The 16,629-nt window shown below is 40.6% G+C and carries 17 protein-coding genes; 2 read left to right on the forward strand and 15 right to left on the reverse strand.

Annotated elements, in window-relative coordinates; genetic code table 11:
* Window positions 1–375 precede the first annotated feature (375 nt).
* From VZF35_RS02945 to VZF35_RS02970, 6 genes are all read right to left on the reverse strand, one after another.
* Complete coding sequence (locus tag VZF35_RS02945; RefSeq protein WP_407310829.1) at window positions 376–1,440, reverse strand: DUF3231 family protein; 1,065 nt, start codon at window positions 1,438–1,440, stop codon at window positions 376–378.
* Window positions 1,441–1,689: 249 nt separating this feature from the next.
* Entirely contained in the window at window positions 1,690–2,148 is a 459-nt protein-coding gene (locus VZF35_RS02950) for a C-GCAxxG-C-C family protein (protein WP_407310831.1), read from the reverse strand.
* 106 nt (window positions 2,149–2,254) lie between these two features.
* Window positions 2,255–2,674 carry a cobalamin B12-binding domain-containing protein gene (locus VZF35_RS02955; protein ID WP_407310833.1) on the reverse strand — a complete coding sequence of 140 codons (420 nt, stop codon included), beginning with the start codon at window positions 2,672–2,674 and terminating at the stop codon, window positions 2,255–2,257.
* 22 nt (window positions 2,675–2,696) lie between these two features.
* On the reverse strand, window positions 2,697–4,334 hold the full coding sequence (locus VZF35_RS02960; RefSeq protein WP_407310835.1) for a methylmalonyl-CoA mutase: 1,638 nt from the start codon (window positions 4,332–4,334) through the stop codon (window positions 2,697–2,699).
* A 5-nt stretch (window positions 4,335–4,339) separates the two neighbouring features.
* Complete coding sequence (meaB, locus tag VZF35_RS02965) at window positions 4,340–5,284, reverse strand: methylmalonyl Co-A mutase-associated GTPase MeaB (protein ID WP_407310837.1); 945 nt, start codon at window positions 5,282–5,284, stop codon at window positions 4,340–4,342.
* Window positions 5,281–5,799, reverse strand: coding sequence for a cob(I)yrinic acid a,c-diamide adenosyltransferase (locus VZF35_RS02970; protein WP_407310839.1), 519 nt, complete (start codon window positions 5,797–5,799; stop codon window positions 5,281–5,283). The genes meaB and VZF35_RS02970 overlap by 4 nt, the downstream gene beginning before the upstream one ends.
* Window positions 5,800–6,194: 395 nt before the next feature.
* Between VZF35_RS02970 and VZF35_RS02975 the strand changes: the two genes are divergently transcribed.
* Window positions 6,195–7,103, forward strand: coding sequence for a phosphatidylserine decarboxylase (locus tag VZF35_RS02975; protein ID WP_407310841.1), 909 nt, complete (start codon window positions 6,195–6,197; stop codon window positions 7,101–7,103).
* Window positions 7,104–7,650: 547 nt separating this feature from the next.
* Here VZF35_RS02975 and VZF35_RS02980 read toward each other — a convergent pair.
* From VZF35_RS02980 to VZF35_RS02990, 3 genes are all read right to left on the reverse strand, one after another.
* Window positions 7,651–8,652, reverse strand: coding sequence for an MBL fold metallo-hydrolase (locus VZF35_RS02980; protein ID WP_407310843.1), 1,002 nt, complete (start codon window positions 8,650–8,652; stop codon window positions 7,651–7,653).
* A gap of 36 nt (window positions 8,653–8,688) precedes the next feature.
* A complete protein-coding gene (locus VZF35_RS02985; protein ID WP_407310845.1) occupies window positions 8,689–9,441 on the reverse strand; it encodes an EFR1 family ferrodoxin in 753 nt (250 codons plus the stop codon).
* 173 nt (window positions 9,442–9,614) lie between these two features.
* Window positions 9,615–9,911, reverse strand: coding sequence for an ArsR/SmtB family transcription factor (locus VZF35_RS02990; RefSeq protein ID WP_407310847.1), 297 nt, complete (start codon window positions 9,909–9,911; stop codon window positions 9,615–9,617).
* A 210-nt stretch (window positions 9,912–10,121) separates the two neighbouring features.
* Here VZF35_RS02990 and VZF35_RS02995 point away from each other — a divergent pair, with 210 nt between their 5' ends.
* Window positions 10,122–10,454: a hypothetical protein gene (locus VZF35_RS02995; RefSeq protein WP_407310849.1), complete on the forward strand. Its 333-nt coding sequence runs from the start codon at window positions 10,122–10,124 to the stop codon at window positions 10,452–10,454.
* Between the two features lie 45 nt (window positions 10,455–10,499).
* Here VZF35_RS02995 and VZF35_RS03000 read toward each other — a convergent pair whose 3' ends face one another.
* The 6 genes from VZF35_RS03000 to VZF35_RS03025 all read right to left on the reverse strand — a co-directional run bounded on the left by VZF35_RS03000 (window position 10,500) and on the right by VZF35_RS03025 (window position 16,522).
* On the reverse strand, window positions 10,500–11,069 hold the full coding sequence (locus VZF35_RS03000) for a GNAT family N-acetyltransferase (RefSeq protein ID WP_407310851.1): 570 nt from the start codon (window positions 11,067–11,069) through the stop codon (window positions 10,500–10,502).
* Window positions 11,070–11,216: 147 nt separating this feature from the next.
* Window positions 11,217–11,636 (reverse strand): universal stress protein, encoded by a 420-nt coding sequence (locus tag VZF35_RS03005; RefSeq protein ID WP_407310853.1) that lies wholly within the window; start codon window positions 11,634–11,636, stop codon window positions 11,217–11,219.
* 347 nt (window positions 11,637–11,983) lie between these two features.
* Entirely contained in the window at window positions 11,984–12,961 is a 978-nt protein-coding gene (locus VZF35_RS03010) for a uroporphyrinogen decarboxylase family protein (RefSeq protein ID WP_407310855.1), read from the reverse strand.
* 25 nt (window positions 12,962–12,986) lie between these two features.
* The gene (locus VZF35_RS03015) at window positions 12,987–13,619 is read right to left on the reverse strand and encodes a corrinoid protein (protein ID WP_407310857.1); all 633 of its coding nucleotides are present in this window, start codon (window positions 13,617–13,619) and stop codon (window positions 12,987–12,989) included.
* Between the two features lie 213 nt (window positions 13,620–13,832).
* Entirely contained in the window at window positions 13,833–15,038 is a 1,206-nt protein-coding gene (locus VZF35_RS03020; protein ID WP_407310859.1) for an MFS transporter, read from the reverse strand.
* A 245-nt stretch (window positions 15,039–15,283) separates the two neighbouring features.
* Complete coding sequence (locus tag VZF35_RS03025; RefSeq protein ID WP_407310861.1) at window positions 15,284–16,522, reverse strand: multidrug effflux MFS transporter; 1,239 nt, start codon at window positions 16,520–16,522, stop codon at window positions 15,284–15,286.
* Between the last annotated feature and the right edge of the window lie 107 nt (window positions 16,523–16,629).

The following is a 16,629-nucleotide window of genomic DNA, read 5'->3' on the forward strand; positions in this document are numbered from 1 at the left end:
CTATCATCATTCTATTTTTCCTCCCAAATTCTGTTTTACTCTAAATTCAGCCTTATTATAGATCCTAACTGCATAAAAATGTCATAAAAATAATTGAGAAATACATAAAAATAGTATAAAGATTGATTTTTAATACATAACAAATATATTTCCGGATATGATATCTTGTTATCTTTTATTTATATTCTATTTATTAATTTATAACTCCAAAATAATATAATGATTACAAATAAATAAATTGCTTTTAGATAACATTTAAAGGAAAACAGACAAACCTTTATGTTATAGGTTTGCCTGTTTTTGATATAGCTATTAAACTGTTAGGAGTTTAAAAATCGAATTGATTACACCAATATGCAAATTCTAACACACCGATTAATGCAATAATTCTTCACGATCAACTGTTTCAGGTATTTTTTCAAGCCAACCGGCTTCAATCATTAATTCTGCCCCTTCCTTGGCAATAAGTAGAATATCAGTGACTAGATTACGCATTGTCAAAACTAAATCTTTTCGTGATATATCCGGCATTGCGAGTCCAATTTCGGTAATCGCAAAAGCTGCAACTGCCGTTGAATGGCTGAGAATCAATCGATCACTCAACGGGGACTCCTCAGAATCGGTGACGAAAATATCAGAAATCATCGGAACTACAATATTTTCTTTTTCTAAAAATAACGTAAGCTTTTCCAGATTCTTATCCGTCTTTTCTTTGGAGCTGGATAGATAATTCTTAATCTTTTCTGACTTGACAACTTGACTATAGCCTAACTTTAAAGTTCTTGTCAGATACTGAATTTCAATAATTGAGTAAATCTCACCGATCTCCAAGGCATTTAAAGGTCTTTTTTGTTCTCCGAAAAATTTGCCAAAATAGCTTTTATTATGTACATAATCCACCCTGTCAGGAATTAAAATGTTGGGGCTTTTCATTAATATCCCTTTCCCTAAAAGCACATCGGTAGCTCTTTGAAAAATCTCATCCGAAGTTTTTATACATGAAGAGAAAAAATTACGAAAGTCTGAACGATAGGAAGAGGTTAACGCTTTCGTATAATTGATTAAAATATACTTATGCATAAGTCTGGTATAGAGTAATCGAAACGGTTCGGAGAATAATGGCTTAGCCTTAGCATTGACATCCTTATCACCGAAGGCTTCTGGAATAGGGTGATTAATTGAATTAAAAAGGGTTTCCATGGTTTGCACCCGCTGAGTCGAAATATCCAGAGCCTGTTGTAAGACGGGTTTTATATCTGTATCTTTAGAGTGTTCGACATAATTTTTAAGAAAAGCCACCGACATACATTCCGCATAATAAGATTCCCAGAGATTACCGATTTCCGATGAAGTTGGCATTATGTCCGATAAATTGTGATGGATTGCCCCAAACGGTGCTTGCTCAACATTGCCTTGAGTCGATTGAGAAAGGTTATCCATAACGTACCTCCTAAATTTTTTTTAAAAAAGGTCAATTTTAAGATTTTAAATTAGCCTATATTTTTTGTGTTTTGTTAAGATTTTAGACTGGAAAAAATTAGAGATTGACCCACCTCTAACTAAGAGTTATGAATCAACCTCTTCGAAAATTGTATTGACACATGATTTTTAACCAAGGTCTTCCCAAGGCTCGTACTCAATTTTACGTCTCTTACATCACTATACCCTTAAACACGCTAAAAGTGTGGTTTAAACATTCCAAGAGAACTCCTTGTTGACCAGTTCCTTTTCCTGGATATACTCCATCAATAATTTTGCAGTGCCCCCAGTAAGTTTAAGGCAATGGCGCAAATGTTCAGGAGAGTCAAACTCATGAGGATTTATGGCACGACAGCAAGTTCCTCCGAATTGATGTTCAAATCGATTATGAAAATCACAGGCTTGTTCGTAAATTGGCTCTCGATCTTGTCCCGGATCTACGCGACCCGTCAATAATCCTAAAATCATAGCTGAACTCGTCAACGCTCCACACATACATCCTGCATGTCCTAAGCCTCCGCCAAACCCACTCGCCATTTTTAAACTTTCTGGATTCACCGGATAGTTTAACAATTCATTAAACGCTTGAAGAATCGACTCAGAACAATTTAAGCCTCCCTTGAATTTGTTCCCTGCGCGGGAACGTGCTTCCAAGGCTAAGTCGCTCATAAGGTTCCCCCCTTTTATCTATCCTTTATACTCTATCGCCTTAAGCCTCTATGGACTGTAGGTTAAACGATTAAAGTGCCTATATCAGGTTATAAACGTTATGCACTTAAATAACGTCTTCATTAACTGCCGTCAATTTCTCCCTAATCCAATTCACAATCTCTGTCGTAGGTGCTCCCGGCGTAAACAGCGCTTCCGCATGTCCAGCCTCTAAAAGCGACGTAACATCTTCCTCGGGAAGCGTGCCTCCGCCCATCAGTACAATGTCTTCAGCATCCTGTTCTTTGAGGAGTTCTTTGATTCTTGGAAATATCGTCATGTGCGCTCCCGATAGAACACTAATGCCTATGACATCCACATCTTCTTGGATAGCGGCTTCCACGATCTGCTCCGGCGTTTGATGCAAACCTGAGTATATGACTTCCATTCCTGCATCACGAAGTGCCCGAGCGATCACTTTAGCACCCCGGTCATGTCCGTCCAATCCGGGCTTGCCAACCAACACGCGAATTCGAGTCTTCTTCATAACTTTCCCTCCCCCTCAGTACTTAAAATACGGCTTGTTCTCGATACTCTCCGAACACTTCTTTAAGAACGGCAATCATCTCTCCCTCGGTAGCATAGGCCCGTACAGCATCAATAATTTTCGGAATCAAATTACCAGATTCTTGAGCCGCTGTCTTCAAGTCGGCTAATGTCGTTTGAACCCGGATATTGTCTCGTTCCTGTTTCATTGCTTGAAGCCTGCGAACTTGAGCTCTCTCAACTTCAGGATCTATTTTCAGCAACTCGATTTCAACTTTTCCCTCATTGACAAATTCGTTAACACCTACAATAATCCGATCTTTGCTTTCAATCTCTTGCTGATAGCGGTAAGCCGCATCTGCTATTTCCTGCTGGAAGAAATTTTCGCGGATAGCGCCCAGAACCCCACCCAATTCATCAATCTTGCGGAAGTACTCCTCGACCCCTTCTTCCATCTGATTGGTCAAGGTCTCTACAAAATACGAACCTGCCAAAGGATCGATGGTATTCACAACGCCCGTTTCATAAGCGAGAACTTGTTGCGTTCGAAGAGCAATTTGAACGGCCTTTTGTGACGGTAACGCTAAAACCTCATCCATGGAATTTGTATGCAATGATTGAGTGCCCCCTAAAACAGCAGCCATCGCTTGATAAGCGGTTCTCACAATGTTATTTTCTGGCTGCGGACCTGTTAAGGAGCAGCCAGCGGTTTGGGTATGGAAACGCAATAATAGGCTTTCTTCTTTTTTAGCCCCATACTTTTCCTTCATGTGGCGTGCCCAGATGCGGCGAGCTGCTCGATATTTAGCAATTTCCTCAAAGAAATCCGTATGGGAGTTAAAGAAAAACGACAGGCGGGGAGCAAAATCGTCCACATCAAGGCCAGCTTTGATTCCAGCCTCAACATAAGCAAATCCATCTGCAAGCGTGAAGGCCAATTCTTGCAGTGCCGTTGCTCCCGCTTCCCGAATGTGGTAGCCACTGATACTAATAGTATTCCACTTAGGTACATTTTCTTTGGCGTAACCAAAGATATCTGTAATGAGGCGCAATGAGGGCTCTGGAGGAAAAATCCACGATTTTTGGGCAATGTATTCTTTAAGAATATCATTTTGGATTGTTCCCGTTAGTTTATTGGCAGGAACACCTTGCTTCTCCGCAGCAACAATGTACATTGACCAAATGATAGAGGCTGGCGCATTGATCGTCATCGATGTACTCACTTTATCGAGTGGGATATCATTAAACAGAATTTCCATATCAGCCAGAGAATCAATGGCTACCCCAACACGACCGACCTCTCCGTAAGCACGCGGATGATCCGAATCATAACCCATAATCGTGGGCATATCAAAGGCAACACTTAAACCAGTTTGACCCTGGCTAAGTAAAAATTTATACCGTTCATTGGATTCTTTCGCTGTAGCAAAACCTGCAAACTGGCGCATGGTCCAAAGGCGCCCGCGGTACATATTCGAACGAACACCACGAGTGTAGGGATACTCTCCAGGATTTCCCAGATCCTTCTCGTAATCAATGTCTGTCATATGCCCAGGTGCATAGAGTGGATCAATCGGAACACTAGAAACTGTAAAAAACGGCCCTTTCCGCTCCTTCTGTGCATCATAGTTCGCTTTCCAGCGCAAGAAATTATTACTCATCCCATTTATCCTCCTTTAAAACGCTCTTTCCATAGCATTTGCGCTACTTCGTAAGGATCTGCTTGATCATAATTCTCCAATTTTTCTCTTGTCGCTTCCCAGACTCTCTCGAACTCTGCCAGGATTTTATCTTCCCATTGGCGCCAGACTTCCAAACGAAGACGCTCTTTGCGGCGCTCATCTCTTTGCCCGGATTTTAATAAATGCACTTGGTGTGCCTCGATCTTTTCAAATAAAGTTTCCAAGCCGGTACTATTAATCACACTGGTCAGAACAACTGGTGGCCGCCAGGTCTTTCCGTCACAACTCAGGTTTAACATCATCTCGATGTCATTCTTCATGCGTTCAGACCCAGGCAAATCAGATTTATTGATTACGAAAATATCCGCGACTTCCATAATTCCTGCTTTGATGGCCTGAATTCCATCCCCCGTCCCTGGGTTAAGCACGACTACGACAGTGTCAGCCATTTGCATGATTTCCAGCTCAGATTGACCAACTCCAACCGTTTCCAGAAGAAGACGCCTAAACCCTCCGCCTTCTAAAATCCTCAAGATATCTAAGGTTGAACGTGTGACCCCACCTAAATGCCCTCGTGTCCCTAAGCTGCGGATGAATACATCCCGGTCTGTGCCGTGGGCCTGCATGCGAATGCGATCCCCTAAGATTGCCCCTCCCGAATAAGGACTGCTAGGGTCGACTGCGACAATCCCTACTCTCTCGTTATTAGATCGGTATAGTTTTGTCAACGCTTCCACTAATGAGCTTTTTCCGGCACCAGGTGGTCCTGTTATTCCAACAACCATTTGTTGTTTCGTTTGTTTGAGAATAGAACGCATAATATACTCTCGCTCTATGTCATCTTCCACCCAAGAAATAAGTTTTGCCGCTGCCCTTCGATCACGTTCAAAAAGTCGTGCTATCCATTGGTCGAGTGCTTCTCTGTTCAAAATTCCATCCCCGCCTTTGCCTCAACCCCTTGGTTATAAGCGTGCCTTTTTTCCGTCATTTCCGTTACAGTGTCAGCGATTTCCATAATTTCAGGTGCGGCGTAACGACCCGTTAAAACCAAATTTAGATGTGTCGGTTTCTTTTGGACTAAGTCTAAGACTTGAGCCACCGATATTAGCTTAAAAGCCACCGCTACGAGGATTTCATCAAGAACAATAAGATCAAATTTATCCTCTTCAAACCATTTTTCAGCGAGTTCATACCCTTCTTGAGCCATTTTAATGTCAATTGGATCAGGATTTTCATATGAGACAAAAGATTCCTGACCTGATTGAACCAAGGTAAAATTGGGCAACATGGAGGCAATCTTTACTTCTCCGTAATTTTTGCTCCCTTTCATGAATTGTAGAAATCCGACGGTTTGGTTATGCCCGAGCGCTCGTACACTCAATCCAATAGCTGCAGTGGTCTTACCCTTTCCGTTGCCTGTATAAACAAGTACAAGCCCTGCCATACCCCCTTACCCCCTTTCCTAATGAGTTCCCCAGCTCGATTGATTCTCGCTCACTCCTTCTTTTATATTGGTTAAATAATCTAAATATTCTTAATTGCAAAATTTATGCCATAAATCAAGATATAAAAACAAGAACCTCCTGCCAATTACTGTCGATATTATTTTGTAGGAATCAATGGCCTTTTCCCTTAGGCTGAAAACGTTAAACCCTCTATAATTAATAGGTTTTAAGGACATTCGGCATAAATAAATATCCCGTAAGCAGTACACTTTTGTAGGAAAGTGTACTGCTTACGGGACGTTATGCAGCAGCAAATCTTCAGAACATTATTCACCGCAGAGACTTGATTAAACCTCAAAGAATACTTACAATGTCCTCTATAGGAGTGATGCATTTGATCAAGTATTATAATAGGGAAAATAAATCCTATGAAATAGAAAAGGTAGCCGGAGAAAAAGTATTAAATTGGACCTACTCTTCCCCCATAGGTATGAGTTTCTTAGAAGCTGTATTAAAGAAAAAATTGTTTTCAAGCCTCTATGGTTGGTATTTGAGCAGAAGAATAAGCAAAATAAAGGTTAATACCTTTATAGAGCATTTTAACATAGATATGTCTATTTCTGAAAAGAAGTCTAAAGATTTCTCATCCTTTAATGACTTCTTTTATCGAAAATTAAAACCCAAGGCACGTCCTATAGATCCAGACAACCAATCCCTTATTTCATTTGGAGATGGAAGGCTTTTTGCCTATGAAGAAATAGATTTGGATAAACTGGTTCAAGTCAAAGGTTTTACCTATAGCCTCAGAGATTTGATTAGAAATGAGCAAATTGCAGAGAAATACCAAAAAGGAACTTGCCTAATTTTAAGACTCTGCCCCACAGATTATCATCGGTATCATTTTATAGATAGTGGAACGTGTGAAACTACTAAAAAAATTAAAGGAGCTTATTACTCTGTCAATCCCGTCGCTCTTCAAAAGGTAAAGAAACTTTTTTGCGAAAATAAACGAGAATGGAGTATATTCCATTCCGATCATTTCGGTGATGTTTTGTATGTCGAAGTAGGAGCAACCTGCGTCGGTTCAATTATTCAAACATATACTCCCCAAAAACGCGTACGTCGCGGAGATGAAAAAGGCTATTTTAAATATGGTGGTTCCACAGTGATCCTATTTTTTGAGTCGGATAAAGTCAAAATTGATGAAGACATCATTAAACAAACTATGCTGGGCTATGAGAGTTATGTTCTGGTTGGAGAAAAGATCGGGAGTATACAGGAAGTCTCGCTAAACGAGAGGTAGAACTCGGGAATGTAATTCCCAGTTCTACCTCTTTTCGCTGCATATTCGGAATACTTTCGTTTTCCAATTTAGGTTGCTTGATTTTCCAACCGATAAAAAAATTTATGTTGGGCATTATTTAGTTGGGAGATTTATTTATTTATTTATTCGCCGTCTACCATAGAAGGAGTGATATATAAGTGGATTTTGAAACTTGTTCAAAATGTTTATACGGACAATCAAATGATCTTTGTGATGCATATATGATTCGTCAGTTTTGTTGTGACGATGGAGTTACGGAAATATCTTGGCACGGGGCAGAATGCCCTTTCTATAACGAAAACACGGAGATAAAACGGAGTGAATTGAACGATTAAATATTTATCCCAATAGCTATTAAACTTTTCAGCTCCTTTAGACCCTCGAAAGAGTCATGATTAAGTGAAAATGATGCATAGATTACCCACAGTCATGCTGTGTTTCCCTGCGGCATAACCGTGTGAGTAATGTGCTAGTGCTGGCGCGTCATAGATTATCAAACCCTTGAAAATTTTGCGGTTGTAAGTAGCTAAATCAGCGATTCCCACCAAGGAAAGTAGGTTTGCCGAGAAATAATTTCCACTACTTCACCAAAACGAGGAGTAATTATAGGAAGCTCGTGAGTTTTCGCAAGTTTGTAAATACACTTTACTGGCTCTGACCAGTTGTGAACGGCCATATCAAACATTCCCCAATGCACAGGCACGAATGTTCGAGCTTTGAGGTCAATCACAGCTTGAATGGTTTCTTCGGGCAGCATGTGGGCGTCTATCCAACGTTTATCGTATTGCCCATTTTCAATGAACGCGAGGTCGAAAGGGCCAAAGCGGTTACCGATCTCCTTAAAGTGATTACTGTAGCTTGAATCCCCGCTATAGAAGATTTTCTCCAACTTCCCTTGAATAACCCAAGACGCCCAAAGAGTTTTATTAGAGTCAAAAAGTCCGCGTCCTGAAAAGTGACGAGCAGGAGCTGCTGTATAGGTAAGAGCATTACTGGTGAGAGACTCACCCCAGTTGAGTTCAGAAATACGCGAACTAGAAATACCCCAGTCACGAAGATGTTTTCCGACACCAAGCGGAACTATAAATTTAGTAGCTTTATTTCTAAAGAATTTGATGGTTTTTTTATCGAGATGATCGTAGTGATTATGAGAAATTACTATATCATCAATAGGCGGAAGCTCTTCAAGAGTAATGACAGCCGGTTGAAAACGCTTGTTGATAAAATTGATAGGTGAAGCGAATTTTGAGAAAACCGGATCGATTAAAATGGTCTGACCATCCATATTTAAGAGAAGCGTAGAATGCCCAAACCAGATGAACTTCAATGTTTCTCCCGGAACCAGAAATGGCAGCATTTCTGACCTAACTTCTGGAAGTTTCCCTTGGGGAGTGCGAGATTTCGCGTCAAACAAAATTTCTTTTATGACCGACAACATTTCCCAGAGACTCACCTTAGGGGGTGTGTCGGTTCGATCCATAAATCTACCATATTCTGAAGATGAATTTGAAAACTTCTGGTTTAACATACTTCTCCTCCAAGCTGAGTTGACAAAAAGTCCTATTCATTCATTGGCTGCAATAATTTCTTTCAGTGTAATATTTTCATTCCTGAAGCGAGCATTTGGATTGCTTTCTTTCTTTAAGCGAATGGCCTTTTGAGGGCAAAGATTTATACAGGCTAGACAAAATTCACAATTCCCTCCGTATACCGGTTTATTGTTAAGCTTTATATTGTCACGAGGGCAAACCTTTACACACGTTCCACACTGGTTACACTCAGCCCCAACAGAAAAATCTTTATCGGTATTAAAGTTTGGATTTTTTTTGTAGAAATATTGAACCCCTTTAGTCAACAGTGAATCAGAGAACGTTTTCTTCCGGATAAATCTCTTTCCTTGATTCACATCGTTTAATAAACGACTTAAATTCCTTTCAGTGTTTTTCTCTTTCAACTTTTGCTTATTAATATCAAATATAGGCAAATAATTATCAATCATGAGTAAGCCGTCGGCATAGTGAATGTCAATACTATTCTGCTTTGCAAACCGTACTAGCCAATTAACACCACCTGCAAGTTTGTTTCCGTAAGTCATAATCACAAAAATATAGGGGCTTTTGAGAGTGACCTTTTCAATAAATTCGCGGACGATATTGGGAGCCGCAAACCCATAGCAGGGAAATACCAAGCCTATCTTTTCATCTTCAAAATGAAATTGATTGCCTTTTAAGACTTTAGGTATGGAATAAAGTTCCCCTCCAAATCGTTTCGCGATATCTAAAGAGTTGCCTGTAGCGGTAAAATAAAATACTTTCATCTCAATAAGTACCTCCAATTGTTTATCTTTTTCTAGGGAATCATTAGGTCTCAAGTTTTAAGCTTAAACTGTAAAATTTTCAGGAATCTCCATGTGTCTATTTGTTGCTGTTTATCATTGAGCTTTAATAATTCGACAACTATCGAATCGTTGGACACTTTTAGCCCTGCTCATTATCTTTGTTGTAAGGATAACATTTTGCTAACTTCTTCAATTAAATTTTCATTGACTCTACAGATTAAAAATTTACCTTTTTTCTCAGTACTGATCAAATCGGCATTCACTAATTCTTTAATATGGTGCGAAATAGTAGGAGCACCGATATTAAAAGAACTGATGATATCTGTAACAAAACATTCACAGCCTGCTTCAAAACTCGATTCATGCATCTCGGCAATTTTAAAATAGAGCTCTAGTCGATTGGGGTTCGATAGTGCTTTAAAAATCTTTGCGGCTTTTTTAGTGTCCATTTTAAACTCCAACCTTAATTTAAACTATTTATCAAGATTCGATAACTATCGAATTAATTGTAGCTACTTCATTGGTTCCTGTCAATCCCCAACAGTTGAGTCTACCCACAGATATAACCTGATCAACTAAAGTTCGTTCTTTACAGCAGTCTGGGGGCCGTCATTGCACTTGACCTGACAGCCCGATACCCTGAACAACTAACTGCCGTCGTGGCGCACGAACCTCCTGTAAGGAATCTATTATCCAATCTCCGGCAGCCAATTCATAGTAATGCTATTCAGGAGATTTTAAAACTCAAAGGTCCGGCAGCGGCCATCAAAGAATTCGGATCAAGGGTTGGGGTTAATATTAGTGGCAACAACATTCCAAAATTAGATAAAGCCAATGCTGAAAACGTGAAGTTCTTTATTCAGAAAGAGATCCCCATGCTCGCTAACTACAAGTTCAATATCCCTGAGCTAAAAAAAGCAAAAAGCCTGACTGCGGTCGCCATCGGCAGCGGAGCAGCTTCCCCTCAGGATGGATCACTGCGGCTATTTTAGTCATCCGAGAGAATTTGCTGAGACGTTACACAAAATCTTTGGAAGTTAAACATCCCCAGTTTCGAGGGACTTCTTTTTATTCCACTCCCGCGCCAGTAATCCGTAGACAACGTGGTCAACATAATGATCATAAAGCCACTCTGCCTCACGGATGATGCCTTCTTTAGCAAAACCTAGCCGCTCAGGTATTGACCGGCTTTTGAAGTTCTTCTCTGCACATCTAATCTCAACTCGATTGAGATTCTGCTCAGCAAAAGCATATTCAATCAATGCTTTACAGGATTTTGTCATAAGCCCTTTTCCTTGATAACTTTCACCAAGCCAATATCCAATACTAGTAGTTCTGTGCGCCCAATTAATGTTATGGAATCCTATGACACCAGCAATTTTCCCTTGATACCAAATTCCTGCTTGAAATCCATTATTGGCTGTAAACTGATTCCTGGTCATTTGAATGAATGATTTCGTATCCTCAGCACTCTTTGTCCCATCAACCCAAGGAAGCCACTGCCTAAGGTATGAACGGTTTAATTCAGACAACACATACAATGGCTCAGCATGAGAAACATCTAACAACTTAAGTCTTACTTCATTTTCAACAACAAATTCAAACAATCCTATCCAACTTCCTTTTCTCTTAATCCATTAGCCTTCCACATCGTATCTTGAATTCCTCCTCCAGATTACAAGAAAAACAAAAATGCCAAAGCGTCTAAAACGATTTGGCTCTGAACCGGATTATTTTTGTGGCAAAGCAATAATTTATCTGACAATAAGAACAGAGCATTTTGCCCCGGAGAGGACACGTTGACTTACACTGCCTAACAGGCAGTCGGTTATCGCCCCATAACCACATTTCCCCATAATAACCATGTCGATATTTTCATTTTCAATTTCTTTTAAAATAACTTTGTCTGGTTTGCCCTGCCTTATCTTTCTTACGATAGTAACTCCGTCTGTGTTTATGCTTGTAAGTGTGGCATCTAAAGCAAATTTACCTTCTTGTTCAATTTGTTCCGGTGAAATTATAAACATATCAACACTGGAGTTATACACTATCGGCTGATGCATAACGAACATCAGCTCTACTTCCGCATTAAATTTCCGAGCAAATTCCAAAGCCGTTTTCAACGCTCGACGTGAAGACTCTGAAGCATCAGTTGGTACCAATATTTTTTTCATGAAACTTCTCCCTCCCTCTAATCCCTTTCACTGCAAAATTGATTTGCACAATATGTATATATTTTTCTCCTTTGTTTAGTACTTTTTCAGGGAAAAAGAATGCCATAGGTTTGCCCATTGGAAATTTTCGCAAGTTATCACGATACTATTGAACATTATGTAAATTAATGGAGTATTTCTAGTTTCAACAACTCGGCCCCTCCTTCGCACTGGATTAATCGCCCCAGCTTATCGCTCATATTTCCATAAAACAGCAGCACCATCAACTTGATCGGTTCTGCTGTTTTCTCCGTTTTGACCTTAATTTAAGAAAGAGCTGATAACCGCCATTAGCAATTATCCCTTGTTTAGAACATTTCTTTGCTCATTCTATCGATTGCTTCACTGACTGAATCGTATACACCTGGGAATGAACTCCAATTCCCTCCCTGGGTTAAACAGGGGATGAAAAATAATGTTCCACAATTTTTACAAGCTCGTTCTACTTCTCTCACAGATATTTCCGGTGTCCATGCTGGGAAATCAACAACACCGCTGTCGATATCTCCCATGAAACTGATCTGTTCGCCATATTTTTTAACAAGCTCCGGTGTGTTGTTCGTTGTCATGACTCCCTGCCAAATATCTACTCCCATTTCAATCATATAGGGAACCAAGTTAGCGGCATAAGAATCGCTGTGATGCACGATTAGTTCGACCCCATGGTCTTTATAATAGCCATATATTTTCTTGTATGCCGGAAGATAAAACTCTTCGAACATAGCTGGAGAGATAAAAGAGGATTTTTGGCTTCCCCAATCGTCATGATGAAAAATGCAATCAGGATGGAGACGATCAATCAGAACTTTGGCATAGGCTAACTCATACTCAGTGAGGTAATCAATGAGTTCATGCATGGCCTCCGGTTCCTCATATAAAGCCATTAAGGCATCTTCCATGCTCATAAGGTGATGACACATTTCAAAGACACCGGGTGCAACGAACACTGTCACAAATTCCTCGCTGCGGTCCACCGTCTTTGCGTGAGCGATAGCTGCAGCCCAAGCTTCATCAGACGTTGCAATCGTTGGCGCTTTAACGTATTTTTCCCACTCCGTGATATCCTTCAGTACTTTGTGCTCGTCATCATGTACAGGGAAGCCGCCAAGCTGGCCTTCCGGCCATTTAAAGGTAATACCCCAGTCATTTTTTATGGTTTGACCCGGCTCTGGGAAACGTCCGCCAGGGGTTTCCATGATAAAGTGCATGAATTCATATTGATTAACAAATCGATCAGGATTCCCACCTTTAATCGTTTCGATTAGATTCTTTCTTTTTGTCAACATACCTTTTCCTCCTTATCTGTGGCTTTTAGCCTTTTACTAATTCTACCGCTTTTGCAGCAGCACTGCCTGCATCGGGAGCAAAGCCATCTGCTCCGATCGAAGCCGCGAATTCTGCTGATACAGGAGCACCACCGACCATCACTTTGAATCCTGTCAATCCGCTGGATTTCAACGTTTGAACAGTTTCCTTCATAGCCGGCATAGTTGTGGTAAGCAGTCCTGAACAAGCCACTAAGGTTACGTTCTTATTTTCTTTGACCGCTTCCATAAATTTTGCAGCCGATACGTCTACTCCCAAATTTACGATTTCGAATCCTGCGCTTTCAATCATCATGGAAACAAGATTTTTGCCGATATCATGAAGATCACCGGCAACAGTACCGATAACACAGGTACCTAAAGATGATGTACTCTGTCCGGCAAAGTGCGGTTTTAGCACATCAACACCCTTGGACATAGCTTTAGCTGACATCAGCATTTCAGGAACGAAAATTTCTCCAACGGAGAATTTGTCACCGACAATTCGCATGGAGTCAACCATAGCCTGGAGAATGTTATTAGCTGCATCTCCTTCAGCCAATGCTTCCTGTACAAAACCAGGAACAAGTTTAGCTTTTCCAGCCTCCACCAGAGCTTTGATTTCTTCAATTTTAGACATTTCTTAAGTACCTCCCTTAATTACCTCTTTTTTAATAAAAGTATTTCAACAGTTAAAGGATGCTGTTGGTTTACAGCAGAATTATGTCCACCCTATTGGTCTAATAGAGTTGGAGTCGAACCTTAGAGAGACTCTATTATATAATAATGAATGGAATTCTGTCACCTGAATATATAAGATTTTCCGAAACGCTTTTAAACCCAACAGTAAATTTTAATGTACCTTTACTTGGGAGGAAGAACCGATAGGTGAGGATGGTTTTTTAACAGCAAAAATCATTAAAAATAAGACGATCGTGGCTAAATATCCTACTGTTCCGAAATAATATTGGAATCTCAACGTCGTGATATGCAAAGGTTCCATAATGGCGGCGTAGAAGTATCCGGAAAGGAATCCGCCCAAGTTCATACCCGATACAATGATAGACATAGCCATGGGTGTCTGGCTAGGATGCACTGAAGCCCCGGCAAGCATATAGATAGACGACATGCAAAGGGTCAAACCAACACCTAAACAGGCTTCTCCAATGATAAACAAAGGTACACTTTGACTAAAGGAAAATAATACTTGAGATATCATAAAAAAGGCAAGTCCTATATTAAGCGTCTGCCTTCCGGCTTTTTTAAACACTTTGCCGAACGCCGCTCCGGCCAGCATTCCTCCTACAGTCATGAACATCAGGACTACTCCAGCAACAGCAGAATTGGCTTTGATGGTTAAAAGCACGGAAGACATATTTGTAAGTGACGGATAGTCTAAAATCGTTAATATTCCGAAAACCAAACTCCAGCCAAACACTGAAGCGGGCATTTTCAAGGTTTCTTTTTCCACCCCTACTGGACTCTCAGACATTCCTGCCTTTTGAGGTTCCGGCAGATAAATCAAAACTATAATAAAGGTGATTAAACCAAGGGCATGGGCTAGGAAGCTGTAATTCCATCGTACTGCAGCAAAAATACCGCCGAGCAATTGGAGCACAATTCCCCCGATATTCATGACAACGCCGTTGATGCCCATGACCCCAGCTTGCTTATCGGAAGGCACAAGATTAAAAATCAAGGCGCTGTTAAGAGGCATAATAAGTCCTAGTCCTAGTCCGAAAAACCCTCTGGCTATCAAGATTTCGGTAAAACCGTTCAAGAAGTAGGGAACTGCTCCGCCAATGCTGAACATCAATGTCGCAAAAAGTACCAATGTCCTGTATTTCACAGATTTTCCGGCTATACCGCCTCCTATGATAGATACAGGTATGGATATCAGAGATGGAATTGTGGATACCAGCAACAAAGTGCTGAAACTCACAGACGGGAAGGCTCCTCCAATAGCAGCTATTGCAGGAGTAATGGTTCCAACGCCCATAGCGAGGAATCCGAATGAAAATATGGCAAACAAGACTAAAGACTGCCTTTTATCATTCATAAATATCTTCCTTTCAAAAAAATAATTGTTCATTGATGTTGCGGAGAGCCGGTAAGGAAATATTGATGGAATATTGAGAATCTTTTAAGCCTTAATACCCTCCTCCCTTTAATTCAAATAGCCATGATACTAATTTGCTTCCTCCTCATTTCCCCCTCCCATCTTAATTTCGCTTATTGTACACACGTTAATATGTATATACATATTAACGTGTGTATTCGCAAAAGGTATGTAAAATTTTTGGACTATGCCCTCTGGAGTTTTGAATTTTTTAAGATTAAATAACTGAGCAGCGAACCGACATCTGTCACTCCTATTATGACTCCCATGGGGACTGCAGTATTGCTTCCACCCAAGCCTACTAACGGAGCAACACAAGCACCAAAGATAAAGGACATAAGCCCTAACAGCGCTGAAGCACTGCCTGCCGCGTGAGCGTAGTTTTCCATAGCCAAAGCTGAACCGGCAGTACCTACAACCCCAACGCAGGAAACTACCAAAAACAATGGTATCAATATTATCCAAAGGCTGGTGCTGAAGAGAATCGCTATGAATAGGACAAAACCAGCAATAGCAGCCAGATAAAGTCCGCTTATGTATAATTTAATCCCATCTATTTTTCCCGCTAATCTGCCGGTAATTTGTCCGGCGATAATAATACCAATACCATTCATTGCAAAAATAAGGCTAAACATTTGCGGAGAGGCACCAAAAATATTTTGAATGACAAATGGTGATCCGGATATATAGGCAAACATCCCTGCTGAAACAAGCCCTTGAGGCAAGGCATACTTAACAAAGCCGACATCGGTCATTAGAGTTTTAAAGGTCAAAAGGGTATTTGAAAGACCACCTGAAGTACGACTCTCGATTGGCAATGACTCCCGCAGACCAAAATAAACAGCACAAGTCATTAACACTCCAACAATACATAAAACGATAAAAACTCCACGCCATGCTGTAAAATGCAGGAGCTGTGCTCCAATGATTGGCGCCAACACTGGCCCTAAGCCATTGACCAACATCAATAGAGAGATAAATCTCATCATTTCGGAACCTGAGTATAGGTCTCGAACAACAGCCCTCGAGATAACAATCCCTGCTGAACCGGCCACCCCTTGGATAAACCTTAAAATTATTAGCCCACTGATTGAAGGAGTTATTGCGCAGAGCAGTGAAGCAACGGTGTAAGCTACTAACCCAAATAATAAGGGTAAACGACGGCCGCGAATATCACTTTGTGCCCCCATCAGTAATTGCCCCACTGAAATTCCCAGCAGACAGGCTGTAATGCTTAATTGAGCCAAGGACGCATTAGTATGCAGATCTGTTGTTAATGAAGGCAGGGAGGGCAAATACATATCAATAGATAGAGGGGCAAAGGCCGCTAACGCACCTAAAACGACAGCGATCCAATATCGAAGTGATTTCGAACTTGATAATTCTGATTTCGTTAAATAGTTAGTTTGACTCATCCTATTCATTCCTCTCTTTTTGCCGGTCTTAATGTCAGCTTTATACATAGATAGTGGTTAAAATGATTGCTTCCAATATGATATAGGGATATTCCTGAGTTTCGCCAAATATATCC

The organism is Desulfosporosinus paludis (genome assembly GCF_045689965.1).
GTDB lineage: Bacteria > Bacillota > Desulfitobacteriia > Desulfitobacteriales > Desulfitobacteriaceae > Desulfosporosinus > Desulfosporosinus paludis.

What these genes read in the sequence shown, in the direction of transcription:
- VZF35_RS03010 (WP_407310855.1), bottom strand. Translation starts at nt 12,961, where the DNA reads ATGTTGACAAAAAGAAAGAATCTAATCGAAACGATTAAAGGTGGGAAT.
- VZF35_RS03020 (WP_407310859.1), bottom strand. Translation starts at nt 15,038, where the DNA reads ATGAATGATAAAAGGCAGTCTTTAGTCTTGTTTGCCATATTTTCATTC.
- VZF35_RS03025 (WP_407310861.1), bottom strand. Translation starts at nt 16,522, where the DNA reads ATGAATAGGATGAGTCAAACTAACTATTTAACGAAATCAGAATTATCA.
- VZF35_RS03005 (WP_407310853.1), bottom strand. Translation starts at nt 11,636, where the DNA reads ATGAAAAAAATATTGGTACCAACTGATGCTTCAGAGTCTTCACGTCGA.
- VZF35_RS02960 (WP_407310835.1), bottom strand. Translation starts at nt 4,334, where the DNA reads ATGAGTAATAATTTCTTGCGCTGGAAAGCGAACTATGATGCACAGAAG.
- VZF35_RS02970 (WP_407310839.1), bottom strand. Translation starts at nt 5,799, where the DNA reads ATGGCAGGGCTTGTACTTGTTTATACAGGCAACGGAAAGGGTAAGACC.
- VZF35_RS02985 (WP_407310845.1), bottom strand. Translation starts at nt 9,441, where the DNA reads ATGAAAGTATTTTATTTTACCGCTACAGGCAACTCTTTAGATATCGCG.
- VZF35_RS02945 (WP_407310829.1), bottom strand. Translation starts at nt 1,440, where the DNA reads ATGGATAACCTTTCTCAATCGACTCAAGGCAATGTTGAGCAAGCACCG.
- VZF35_RS02990 (WP_407310847.1), bottom strand. Translation starts at nt 9,911, where the DNA reads ATGGACACTAAAAAAGCCGCAAAGATTTTTAAAGCACTATCGAACCCC.
- VZF35_RS02950 (WP_407310831.1), bottom strand. Translation starts at nt 2,148, where the DNA reads ATGAGCGACTTAGCCTTGGAAGCACGTTCCCGCGCAGGGAACAAATTC.
- VZF35_RS02955 (WP_407310833.1), bottom strand. Translation starts at nt 2,674, where the DNA reads ATGAAGAAGACTCGAATTCGCGTGTTGGTTGGCAAGCCCGGATTGGAC.
- VZF35_RS03015 (WP_407310857.1), bottom strand. Translation starts at nt 13,619, where the DNA reads ATGTCTAAAATTGAAGAAATCAAAGCTCTGGTGGAGGCTGGAAAAGCT.
- VZF35_RS02980 (WP_407310843.1), bottom strand. Translation starts at nt 8,652, where the DNA reads ATGTTAAACCAGAAGTTTTCAAATTCATCTTCAGAATATGGTAGATTT.